Origin of the sequence: Burkholderia sp. Ax-1724 (assembly GCF_011752995.1) — a bacterium.
GTDB lineage: Bacteria > Pseudomonadota > Gammaproteobacteria > Burkholderiales > Burkholderiaceae > Paraburkholderia.
In genome coordinates this window covers 59,902-72,373 of the sequence record NZ_VWWL01000018.1, presented here as the reverse complement: position 1 = coordinate 72,373, position 12,472 = coordinate 59,902, and the positions used below count along the sequence as shown (strand labels likewise).

7 protein-coding genes are annotated in these 12,472 nt (G+C 64.0%); 3 read left to right on the top strand and 4 right to left on the bottom strand.

Annotated features, from left to right (window positions below; genetic code table 11):
• Positions 1-101: 101 nt before the first annotated feature.
• Positions 102-1,049, bottom strand: coding sequence for a tyrosine-protein phosphatase (locus F3J19_RS21275; protein WP_167045523.1), 948 nt, complete (start codon positions 1,047-1,049; stop codon positions 102-104).
• 345 nt (positions 1,050-1,394) lie between these two features.
• Between F3J19_RS21275 and F3J19_RS21270 the strand changes: the two genes are divergently transcribed.
• Both F3J19_RS21270 and F3J19_RS21265 read left to right on the top strand, forming a co-directional pair.
• Positions 1,395-2,654, top strand: coding sequence for an MFS transporter (locus F3J19_RS21270; protein WP_167045520.1), 1,260 nt, complete (start codon positions 1,395-1,397; stop codon positions 2,652-2,654).
• 17 nt (positions 2,655-2,671) lie between these two features.
• Positions 2,672-3,937, top strand: coding sequence for a D-amino acid dehydrogenase (locus F3J19_RS21265; RefSeq protein ID WP_167045517.1), 1,266 nt, complete (start codon positions 2,672-2,674; stop codon positions 3,935-3,937).
• 223 nt (positions 3,938-4,160) lie between these two features.
• Here F3J19_RS21265 and F3J19_RS21260 read toward each other — a convergent pair whose 3' ends face one another.
• The 3 genes from F3J19_RS21260 to F3J19_RS21250 form a co-directional block, all read right to left on the bottom strand.
• The gene (locus F3J19_RS21260; protein ID WP_167045514.1) at positions 4,161-5,630 is read right to left on the bottom strand and encodes a glutamate synthase subunit beta; all 1,470 of its coding nucleotides are present in this window, start codon (positions 5,628-5,630) and stop codon (positions 4,161-4,163) included.
• 112 nt (positions 5,631-5,742) lie between these two features.
• Positions 5,743-10,440: a glutamate synthase-related protein gene (locus F3J19_RS21255; protein WP_167045510.1), complete on the bottom strand. Its 4,698-nt coding sequence runs from the start codon at positions 10,438-10,440 to the stop codon at positions 5,743-5,745.
• Between the two features lie 347 nt (positions 10,441-10,787).
• Positions 10,788-11,495: a transposase gene (locus F3J19_RS21250; protein WP_167045507.1), complete on the bottom strand. Its 708-nt coding sequence runs from the start codon at positions 11,493-11,495 to the stop codon at positions 10,788-10,790.
• A gap of 187 nt (positions 11,496-11,682) precedes the next feature.
• On the opposite strand from F3J19_RS21250, the gene F3J19_RS21245 reads away from it, so the two are divergent.
• The gene (locus tag F3J19_RS21245; protein WP_167045504.1) at positions 11,683-12,408 is read left to right on the top strand and encodes an OmpW family outer membrane protein; all 726 of its coding nucleotides are present in this window, start codon (positions 11,683-11,685) and stop codon (positions 12,406-12,408) included.
• The last annotated feature ends 64 nt before the right edge of the window (positions 12,409-12,472 follow it).

Here is a 12,472-nt window from a genome sequence, read left to right as displayed (position 1 = left end):
TTGCCCGCGCTGCTCCTGCCGCGCGGCTTCACGGCCGATCGCCGTGCGGCTCAGTCCACGAGCCGCTTAGTGCACACGTCGCTCAGTGCGAGCCGGTTACCTCAGTGCACAAGCCGATTACGCAACGCGTCGATCGTCGCCGCGGAAAGACCGAGCCCTTGCATCAGATAGCCGGTCATCGTGCCGTAGCTCGCCTGCACCTGCTCGAAACCCGCTTGCAGATAGCCTTCCTCGACGTCGAGCAACGGCGCTTCGACCGTGGCGACGGCGGCGCCGTCCTGCACGCGCAGCGTGGCCGTTTGCGCGGCGATCGATTGCGCGAGATAGGTGTTGCTGAGCAGATAGTCCTGCATGATGACGTCGAGCGGCACGTTGGCGATGCTGAGCAGCAGCGCCGCGACCCAGCCCGCGCGATCCTTCCCCGCATTCGAATGAAACAGCTGCGCGCCCGCGCCGTCGGCGAGCGCGGCGAGCAACGTGCCGTACGCGGCCCGCTGCGCGTCGCCCGTCACGTAGGCACGCGCCTGCGCCTCCATGAACGCGACGGCGTCCGCGGACGTATCGAAGGTGGGCGCAATGAAGTCGTTCGTGCCGAGCACATTGAGCCGGCGCGCGAACGCGCCGGCCGGCAGGCTGTCGGGATTGCGCGCGATTTCGGCGGGCGTACGCAGGTCGTAGATCGCTGCGATGCCGACCTTGTCGATCGTCGCTTCGTCGGCGCTGCTCAAGGTCAACGCATTCGAGCGATAGAACGCGCCGCGGCGCATCTGCTTGCCGTCGACGGTCGGATAGCCGCTGCCCACGCCCGCGAGATCGCGGAAATTGGTGACCGATGCGAGGCGCGGCGTCTCCACCTGATTGGGGTCGAGGCTGCCGCCGCACGCCGACAGCAGCGTGCTGCCGAACCCGGCGGCCAGCAGCGCGCCGGCCGAACCCCAGAGGAAACGCCGCCGCGCTACCGACGTTTCGCCCGACGCGTCATGGCCTGCCTGCACGGTCGTGCTGGCAACAAGGCGGAACGGCGAACGGTTTTTCGCGAAAACGGGCATCAGGGGTGACGGTAAGGAAGGGGGCGTGCAGCCGGGCTGCAGACGCAGTTTAACGTTCGTCAATAACTTTTGCGTTACACCGTAGTAGGCGGTAAGGAAAAGGGCGAGATCAACACAGCCTTTCGCGAAGCGCGTACGGCAGCGTGTGCGGGACCGGGCAGAGGCGACGCGCCGTTCTGAAACCGATTTCCGCCAGCTTGCGTGTCTTATCGGTGATTACGCGATCGTTACCGCTCGATGCCATTTTTGCCACATCCGACCGCACGACGCCGCATCCCCGTAAAATACAGAAAACCTATCGTTCAGCCCCCGCAGGCAAAAGAAACCTGGAGACCACAACAAAACATGGCTTCTCTCCAATGGTTCACCGAGTTGTCCCCGCGCGAGCGCCGCACGCTTTATGCCGGCTTCGGCGGTTACGCGATCGACGCGTTCGACTTCATGATCTACTCGTTTCTGATCCCGACGCTGATCGCAACATGGGGTCTGAGCAAAAGCGAAGCGGGGATGATCGCCACCAGTTCGCTGATCTCGTCGGCGCTCGGCGGCTGGCTCGCCGGCATTCTAGCCGATCGCCACGGCCGCATCCGCGTGCTGCAATGGACGATCGCCACCTTCGCGATCTTCACCTTCCTGTCGGGCTTCACGCAGTCGTTCTGGCAGCTGCTCGCCACGCGCACGCTGCAAGGCATCGGCTTCGGCGGCGAGTGGTCGGTCGTGACGATCATGATGGCCGAGACGATCCGTTCTCCGCAGCATCGCGCGAAGGCGGTCGGCACCGTGCAGAGCAGCTGGTCGTTCGGCTGGGCGGCCGCGGCGATCGTCTACTGGGCCGCGTTCGCGCTGCTGCCTGAAGAGTACGCGTGGCGCGCCTGCTTCTGGATCGGCCTGCTGCCCGCCGCGTGGATCATCTACATCCGCCGCAACGTGAGCGACCCGGACATCTTTCTGGAGACGCGCCGCGCGCGCGAAAGCGGCTTCAACACCTCGCACTTCATGCAGATCTTCTCGGCCGCGCATCTGAAGACGACGCTGCTCGGCAGCGCACTGTGCACCGGCATGCTCGGCGGCTACTACGCGATCACGACGTGGCTGCCCACGTACCTGAAGACCGTGCGCCATCTGTCGGTGTTCAACACGAGCGGCTATCTGATCGTGCTGATCGTCGGCTCGTTCGCCGGCTATATCGTCGGCGCGATTCTGTGCGACCGGATCGGCCGGCGCGCGTCGTTCGTGCTGTTCGCGATCGGCTCGTTCGTGCTCGGCATGGTCTACACGATGCTGCCGGTCACCGACACGATGATGCTCGCGCTCGGCTTCCCGCTCGGCATCGTCGTGCAGGGCATTTTCGCGGGTGTGGGCGCGTATCTGTCCGAGCTGTATCCGAACGAGATACGCGGCTCGGGACAAGGCTTCTGCTACAACCTCGGGCGCGGCGTCGGCTCGTTCTTTCCGATCCTCGTCGGCACGCTCGCGCAGGGCATGACGCTCGTGAAGGCGATGGGCATCGTCGCGGGCTCCGGCTATCTGCTCGTGATCGTCGCCGCGCTGTGCCTGCCGGAAACGAAAGGCAAGGTGCTCGGCGCGAGCCGCTCCGCCGCCTGAATTCGCCGCACATACTCATGAAAACGATTGTTCTCGGCGGCGGCGTGATCGGTGTCGCCACGGCTTTTTACCTGTGCCAGCAAGGCTGCGAAGTCACGGTGATCGAGCGCGAACCCGACGTCGCGCTCTCCACGAGCTTCGGCAACGCCGGCGTGATCGCACCGGGCTACGTGACGCCGTGGGCCGCGCCCGGCATGCCGGCGAAGATTCTCAAATATCTGTTCAAGCCCGCTTCGCCCCTGATCTTCCGGCCGACGTTCGATCCGGCCCAATGGCGCTGGATCGCGCGCTGGCTGCGCGAATGCGACCTCGAACGCTTTCGCGTGAACAAGCAGCGCATGCAACGCGTCGCGTATTACAGCCGCACGTGTCTGCACGAATTCCGCGGCCGTCATCCGTTCGACTACGGCCGCAGCCAGGGCTATCTGCAACTGTTTCGCAGCGACTTCGACGTCGAGCTGGCCCAGCCGGCGCTCGCGGTGCTGCGCGACGCGGGCATCGCGCATCGGGAAGTCAGCGCGGCGCAGTGCGTCGAGATCGAGCCCGGCTTGCGCTGGGCGCAGCAGGCGCCGCACGCGGGCCTTTATCTGCCCGACGACGAGGCCGGCGATTGCGCGCGCTTCACCCGCGAGCTGCGCGCGATCTGCGAGCGCAACGGCGTGCGCTTCCGCTTCGATACGCGCGTGGACTCGCTCGACGTGCAAGGCCAGGCGGTACGCGGCGTGCAGATTCAGAGCGAGCGCGGCATCGAGACGCTGCGGGCCGACCACGTGGTCGTCGCGCTCGGCGTCGATAGCCCGGCGCTGCTGGCGCCGCTCGGCGTGAAGGTGCCGCTTTATCCGGTGAAGGGGTATTCGGCGACGTTGCCCGTCATCGACGAAGAAAAGGCGCCGCACGCGGCGCTCATGGACGAATCGCTGAAAACGGCGATCACGCGCTTCGGCAACAACCTGCGCGTGGCGGGCACGGCGGAACTCGGCAATCATCAGACGACACTGCGCGAACAGGCCTTGCAGACGCTGCTCAAGGTGCTGCGCGACTGGTTTCCGCATGCGGCCAAGCCGACCTCGGCGCATTTCTGGGTAGGCCGCCGGCCGATGACACCCGATGGCGCGCCGCTGCTCGGTCCGTGCCGCGTGGAGAATCTGTGGCTGAACCTCGGGCACGGCTCGACGGGCTGGGCGATGTCGATGGGCTCGGGGCGCGTGGTCGCGGACCTGATCACGCAGCGCAAGCCGGAAATCGATCTCGATGGGCTGACCTTGGCGCGCTATCGCAAGTAGCGGCGCGAGAAGCCGGGCCAGCAAACGCAGCGCGCCATAAAAAAACCGGACTCGCCCTTTCAGACGAGCCCGGTTTTCTTTTATTCACTGCTTCGCTTTACCGCTACCTGTGCCTGTGAACCGGCACATTGTCGTCTCCACGTCTTCCTGCAAATCGTGGCCGGCTCGCGCGCATCGGACATCGAGCGCGCAAGCCGTGCCGGAGACACTGACCAGAGACGCCTTAGCGCGGCAGTTCCGAATGCCCCATCAGGAACGCATCGACCGAACGTGCGCACTGACGGCCTTCGCGGATCGCCCACACCACGAGCGACTGGCCGCGGCGCATGTCGCCCGCGGTGAACACCTTGTCCACCGACGTGTAGTACGCCTTGTCGCCTTCGGTCGAGGCACGCACGTTGCCGCGCGCATCCTTGTCGACACCGAATGCTTCGAGCACCGGCGAAACCGGCTGCGTGAAGCCCATCGCGAGCAGCACGAGGTCGGCCTTCATTTCGAATTCGGAGTTCGGCACTTCGACCATCTTGCCGTCCTTCCATTCGACGCGCGCGGCGATCAGCTTCTCGACCTTGCCGTTCTTGCCTTCGAGGCGCTTGGTCGCGACCGCCCAGTCGCGCTCGCAGCCCTCGTCGTGCGACGACGACGTGCGCAGCTTGATCGGCCAGTACGGCCACACGAGCGGCTTGTTCTCTTCTTCGGGCGGCTGCGGCAGCAGTTCGAACTGCGTGACGCTCTTCGCGCCATGACGGTTCGACGTGCCGACGCAGTCCGAACCCGTATCGCCGCCGCCGATCACGACGACGTGCTTGCCCTTCGCGAGCAGCTGGTTCGGCACCTTGTCGCCGGCATTGACCTTGTTCTGCTGCGGCAGGAATTCCATCGCATAGTGGACGCCTTCGAGCTCGCGGCCCGGCACCGGCAGATCGCGCGGCGTTTCCGAACCGCCGGCGATCACCACCGCGTCGAACTGCTCGTTCAGCTCGGCCGGCGTGATGGTTTCCTTCGCGGTGTTGCCGATGTAAGCCGGCAGCGAATCGGCGCGGCCGATGAGCACGTTGGTGCGGAACGTCACGCCTTCGGCTTCCATCTGGCGCATGCGGCGGTCGATCTGCCACTTCTCGAGCTTGAAGTCGGGGATGCCGTAACGCAGCAGGCCACCGATGCGGTCGTTCTTCTCGAACACGGTCACGTCATGACCGGCGCGCGCGAGTTGCTGCGCGGCCGCGAGACCCGCGGGGCCCGAACCGACCACGGCGACCTTCTTGCCGGTCTTGTGCTTCGGCAGTTGCGGCGCGACCCAGCCTTCGGCCCAGGCCTTGTCGATGATCGCGTGCTCGATCGACTTGATGCCGACCGGGTCGTTGTTGATGCCGAGCGTGCACGCCGCTTCGCACGGTGCCGGGCAGATGCGGCCCGTGAACTCGGGGAAGTTGTTGGTCGAATGCAGCACTTCGATCGCGTTCTTCCAGTCCTGGTGGAACACGAGGTCGTTGAAGTCCGGAATGATGTTGTTGACCGGGCAGCCGTTGTTGCAGAACGGAATGCCGCAGTCCATGCAACGTGCGCCTTGAATCTTCGCTTCGTCGTCGCTCAGTGCCGCGACGAATTCCTTGTAGTGCTTCACACGCGTGAGCGGAGCCTCGTACGTCTCGTGGCGACGTTCGAACTCGAGAAAACCGGTTGCCTTGCCCATGTGGTTCTCTTCTCTAATCTGTATGTAGGGTGATCTGGACCCGCCGCGCGTCGAACCTTCGAGACGCGGCGGGTACGGCTAAATGATTTTTTGCGGAGCTTTGTGCGGAGATTTAGGCGGCGAGCACTTCCTTGTTCGCCTTCTTCGCGGCGAGTTCGCCGAGCGCGCGCTTGTATTCGGTCGGGAACACCTTCACGAACTGACGGCGCGAAGCGTCCCAGTTTTCGAGCAGCGCCTTCGCACGCGGCGAGCCCGTGAACTGGAAGTGACGCTCGATGAGACCGCGCAGCAGTGCTTCGTCGGTCGTGCCGCGATGCCACACGCCCTGGTCGACCGTGCGCTCCTGTTCGGCCTGTTGCAGCACCGGGTCGAGCGCGACCATCGACTTGTTGCACTTGCCCGCGAACGTGCCGTCCGGATCGAACACGTAGGCGATGCCGCCCGACATGCCGGCCGCGAAGTTGCGGCCCGTCTCGCCGAGCACGACCACGGTGCCGCCCGTCATGTATTCGCAACCGTGGTCGCCCGTGCCTTCGACGACCGCCGTCGCGCCCGAGTTACGCACGCAGAAACGCTCGCCCGCGACGCCGCGGAAGAACGCTTCGCCGTCGATCGCGCCGTACATCACCGTATTGCCGCAGATGATGTTCTCTTCCGACTTGCCGCGGAAATCGTTGGTCGGACGGATGATGATGCGGCCGCCCGACAGGCCCTTGCCCACGTAGTCGTTGCCGTCGCCGACGAGGTCGAGCGTGACGCCCTTCGCGAGGAACGCGCCGAAGCTCTGGCCCGCCGTGCCCTTCAACTGGATGTGAATCGAGTCGTCGGGCAGGCCTTCGTGGCCGTACTTCTTCGCGATCGTGCCGGACAGCATCGCGCCGACCGTGCGGTTCACGTTGCGCACCGGCTGGATGAACGAGACGTGCTCGCCCTTCTCGATCGCCGCCTTCGCCTTCTCGATCAGCGTATGGTCGAGCGCACGGTCGAGGCCGTGATCCTGCACGTCGACGTGCTTGCGCGCGACTTCCGCCGGCACTTGCGGCTGATAGAACACGCGCGAGAAGTCGAGACCCTTCGCCTTCCAGTGCTCGACGCCCTTCTTCATGTCGAGCAGTTCCGCATGGCCGATCAGGTCGTCGAACTTGCGGATACCGAGTTGCGCCATGATTTCGCGCGCTTCCTCGGCGACGAAGAAGAAGAAGTTCACGACGTGCTCGGGCTGGCCCTGGAACTTCGCACGCAGCACCGGATCTTGCGTCGCGACGCCGACCGGGCAGGTGTTCAGGTGGCACTTGCGCATCATGATGCAGCCTTCGACGACGAGCGGCGCCGTCGCGAAGCCGAATTCGTCCGCGCCGAGCAGCGCGCCGATCACGATGTCGCGGCCCGTCTTCATCTGACCGTCGGCCTGCACGCGGATACGGCCGCGCAGCTGGTTCAGCACCAACGTTTGCTGCGTTTCGGCGAGACCCAGTTCCCACGGCGTGCCGGCATGCTTGACCGACGACAGCGGCGACGCACCCGTGCCGCCGTCATGACCGGCGATCACGACGTGATCGGCCTTCGCCTTCGCGACACCCGCTGCAACCGTACCGACGCCCGACTCCGACACCAGCTTCACCGAGATGCTCGACGACGCGTTGACGTTCTTCAGATCGTGGATCAGCTGCGCCAGGTCTTCGATCGAGTAGATGTCGTGGTGCGGCGGCGGCGAAATCAGGCCGACGCCCGGCACCGAACAGCGCAGCTTGCCGATGTACTCGGACACCTTGTGGCCCGGCAGCTGACCGCCTTCGCCCGGCTTCGCGCCCTGCGCCATCTTGATCTGGATCTGGTCGGCCGACGCGAGGTATTCCGCCGTCACGCCGAAGCGGCCCGACGCGACCTGCTTGATGCGCGAGCGCAGCGAATCACCTTCCTTGAGCGGAATGTCGGTGACCACTTCATCGCCGATGATCGACTTCATCGTGTCGCCATTCTTGATCGGAATGCCGCGCAGTTCGTTGCGATAACGGTTCGCATCCTCGCCGCCTTCGCCGGTGTTCGACTTGCCGCCGATGCGGTTCATCGCGACGGCGAGCGTGGCGTGCGCTTCGGTGCTGATCGAGCCCATCGACATCGCGCCGGTCGCGAAACGCTTGACGATTTCCTTCGCCGGTTCGACTTCGTCGAGCGGAATCGCCCTGGTCGGATCGAACTTGAACTCGAACAGGCCGCGGAAGGTCATGTGGCGTTTGGTCTGATCGTTGATCAGATGCGCGTATTCCTTGTACGTCTGGTACGAGTTGCTGCGTGCCGAGTGCTGCAGCTTGGCGATCGCATCGGGCGTCCACATGTGTTCTTCGCCGCGCACGCGGTAGGCGTACTCGCCGCCCGCGTCGAGCATGTTCGCGAGGACCGGGTTGTCGCCGAACGCGTCGCGGTGCAGACGGATCGCTTCTTCGGCGACGTCGAAGAGTCCAATGCCGCCCACCTTCGACGACGTACCGTAGAAGTACTTCGACACGAGGTCTTCGGCGAGGCCGACCGCTTCGAAAATCTGCGCGCCGGTGTACGACATGTAGGTCGAAATGCCCATCTTCGACATGACCTTCTGCAGGCCCTTGCCGACCGCCTTCGTGAAGTTGTAGACCGCCTTCTCCGCCGACAGGTCGCCCTTCAGGCCGGCCGCGAGCTGGCCGAGCGTTTCCATCGCGAGGTACGGGTGCACGGCTTCCGCGCCATAGCCCGCGAGCAGCGCGAAGTGGTGCGTTTCACGCGCCGAACCGGTTTCGACGACGAGGCCCGTGCTCGTGCGCAGACCCTGCTGCACGAGGTGCGTGTGGATCGCGGCGGTCGCGAGCAGCGCCGGAATCGCGACGTTGTCGCGGTCGGTCTTGCGGTCCGAGACGATCAGCATGTTGTAGCCGGACTTGACCGCATCGACGGCTTCCGCGCACAGCGACGCGAGGCGCGCCTCGATGCCTTCCTTGCCCCAGGCAACCGGATAGCAGATGTTCAGTTCGTACGAGCTGAACTTGCCGCCGGTGTACTGATCGATCGCGCGGATCTTCGCGATGTCCTTGAAGTCGAGCACCGGCTGCGACACTTCGAGGCGCATCGGCGGGTTGATGTTGTTCGTGTCGAGCAGGTTCGGCTTCGGGCCGATGAACGACACGAGCGACATCACCATGTTTTCGCGGATCGGGTCGATAGGCGGATTCGTGACCTGCGCGAACAGCTGCTTGAAGTAGTGGTAGAGCGTCTTGTTCTTGTTGGACATGACCGCGAGCGGCGAGTCGTTGCCCATCGAGCCGACCGCTTCCTCGCCCGCTTGCGCCATCGGCGCCATCAGGAACTTGAGGTCTTCCTGGGTGTAGCCGAACGCCTGCTGGCGATCGAGCAATGCAGCGGCTTCGCGGCGCTCCGTCACGACGTCTTCGGCCTTCGGCTCGATCTCGTCGAGCTTGATGCGCACGGCGTCGATCCAGCTCTTGTACGGCTTGGCGTTCGCGAGGTTGTCCTTCAGTTCCTTGTCGTCGATGATGCGGCCGTGCTCCATGTCGATCAGGAACATCTTGCCCGGCTGCAGACGCCACTTCTTGACGATCTTCGATTCGGGAATCGGCAGCGTGCCCGCTTCCGACGCCATGATGACGAGGTCGTCGTCGGTAACGATGTAGCGCGCCGGACGCAGACCGTTACGGTCGAGCGTTGCGCCGATCTGGCGGCCGTCGGTGAACGCGATCGCGGCGGGGCCGTCCCACGGCTCCATCATCGCGGCGTGGTATTCGTAGAACGCCTTGCGGTTCTCGTCCATCAGCGTGTGCTGCTCCCAGGCTTCCGGGATCATCATCATCATGGCGTGGACGAGCGGGTAGCCGGCCATCACGAGCAGTTCGAGGCAGTTGTCGAACGATGCCGTATCCGATTGGCCCGGATAGATGAGCGGCCACAGCTTCGGCAGATCGTCGCCGAGCACGTGCGAGGCGATCGCGCCGGTGCGCGCGTTCAGCCAGTTGACGTTGCCCTTCACCGTGTTGATTTCGCCGTTGTGGGCGATCATGCGGTACGGGTGAGCCAGTTCCCATGCCGGGAACGTGTTGGTGGAGAAGCGCTGGTGCACGAGCGCGAGCGCCGAGACGGTGCGCTCGTCCTGCAGATCGCGGTAGTACACGCCGACCTGGCCCGCCAGCAGCAGCCCCTTGTAGACGACCGTGCGCGCCGAGCACGACGGCACGAAGTATTCCTTGCCGTGCTTGAGCTTGAGCGCCTGGATGCGGTGGCTCGCGGTCTTGCGGATGATGTACAGCTTCCGCTCGAGCGCGTCGGTCACCATGATGTCCTTGCCGCGGCCGATGAAGATCTGGCGGATCAGCGGCTCGCTCGCCTTGACGGTCGGAGAGATCGGCATGGTGTGGTCGACCGGCACGTCGCGCCAGCCGAGCACGACCTGGCCTTCGGCCTTCACCGTGCGCTCCAGTTCCTGTTCGCAGGCGATGCGCGAGGCGTGTTCCTTCGGCAGGAAGATCATGCCGACGCCGTATTCGCCGGCCGGCGGCAGCGTCACGCCCTGTTTGGCCATCTCTTCGCGATAGAAGCCGTCCGGAATCTGGATCAGGATGCCCGCGCCGTCGCCCATCAGCGGATCGGCGCCGACGGCGCCCCGGTGGTCGAGGTTTTCGAGAATCTTCAGACCCTGCTCGATGATCTCGTGGCTCTTCTGGCCCTTGATGTGGGCGACGAAGCCGACGCCGCAGGCGTCATGCTCGTTCTGCGGGTCGTACAGACCTTGGGCGGCGGGAACCGGGTGTTGCTGGTGGTCGTTCATGGGGACACCGTCTGTGAGGGGCCGGACAGGCCGTTAAACCGTTTTTCTTTTGCCGCAGTGCGGATCGCAGCCACGACGACGCTCTTCCCGCGGACGGACCATGCGTATCAAAAAGCGTCGGAATTCGGAATATACGCGACGAATCAATGGAATAGCAAATAAAACGTGATGATTGATCCCCAATTATCGAATTGGTGCATCGCAGATATTTTTTATTGGTTCCATATCAAAACAGGGCAAAAGAAAACGGCATGCGCAATGCCGTTTTCATGCAGCCCTTTGATGCAAAACGCTTTCTTTCGATTCAGGGCGGCGCTATGAGGGCCCTACGCTGCACCAGCGTCGCCTCACTGCGTATGCGGCGTCTCGCGCACCTTGCGCGGCCGCCCGCGCGGCAGCGGCGAAACGCGCCGGTTCGCGGCGCGCGCCGCCCACTCGCGGTACGTGTCGCTGCCGAGCACCCAGCCTTTCAGCGTGGCCTGCTGGAGCTGGCTGGCTTCGCGCTCGTCGAGCGGCTGCTCGCACAGTTCGCGGTACGCGCGCTGCCGCTCGAACGGCGTATTGCCGAGCGACCAGTAGAGCGGATGATCGGTGATGAGGCTGTCGAGGGTCAGCCCGATGTGATGCCGGTAGCTCGACCAGCGATAATCCTCAGGCGCCGTGGCCAGTTGCGCGCGTACCGGACACATCTCGACGACGCGGCTCGCGAGCAGGAAATAACGCTCGCCTTCGATTACCGTGGCCCGGTAACGGCCTTCCCACAAGGTGCCGCGGCGCGCATAACGGCGGTTGAAATGCGCGACGTAGCGCCGGCCGACGGCCTGCATCGCCTTGGGCAGGCTCGACTCCTCGGTCGGCGTGACGAGCAGTTGCACGGCGCCCGGCATCAATGCGTATGCGTGAATCGAGAGGTGATGGTCCCGCGAAGCCGCCTTCAGGCAGTCGATGAAAAGCTCGTAGTCCTGGTCGTCGACGAAAGCGGGCTGCTGGTCGAGCCCGCGAAGGATGACGTGTTGCGGCTGGTCGGGGACATAAAGACGTGCAAGCCGTGCCATGCTGGAGTATCCAATAGTCGCGTTGGTATATACCCGAAGGTCCGAAGAGCCACATGCGCGCGAGGTTCGGCGCCACGCGGCCAAGCCAGAAACCACGCGGCGCTTAGGGAGAAAGCTCTAACCGCCGCGTATGGTTTGTTTCAAACGTTCTCGTCATAATGAGCAGGCCTTTTATGGAGGAGCACATATGAAATTAAAACAGGCCGTAACGGGGATGGCAGTGCTAGCCTGCATGAGCACGGCAGCGCACGCGCAATCGGCCGGAAGCATTTACGTCACGACAGGCTGGTTCCACCTTGCGCCTCAGTCGAGCAGCGACCCGCTCACAGTGACCAGCATCGGCGGCAGCCCAACCAACATCACCCAGCCGAACACCGGCGCCTCGCTCAGTTCGGCCGACACCATCGGTTTCACCGCCGGCTACTTCATTACCGATCACATCGCCACCGAATTCGTTCTGGGTGTTCCGCCTACTTTCGACCTGTACGGCACAGGCAGCCTCGAACCGTTCGGCAAGATCGGGCAGGCGAAACAGTGGAGCCCGACGTTGCTGTTCAAGTACTACTTCAATGCGCCGACAACTTCGTTCCGGCCGTATCTCGGTGTCGGCGTAAGCCGTATCTGGTTCACGGGCGAGCAGATCACCAACAGCGCATTCGAAGCGAACGTTCTGCATGGTCCGACCAGCGTCTCCACGGATAGTTCGTGGGAACCTGTGTTTAATGCGGGCTTCACGTACGCGTTCAATCAGCACTGGTTTGCCGGCATGTCGATCTCGTACCTGCCGCTCAGCACGACCGCCAAGCTGAGTTCGGCAGCGGCTACGCCGGTCGGCACGCTGACCGTGCAATCGCAAACCAAGATCAAACTGAACCCGATCGTCACTTACGTCAACATCGGTTACCGTTTCTAACGCTTCGGAATATTAGGGGTCGTTCAGTTAGGGTAGTCGAATTTTCGGGGCATGGGTAACGCCG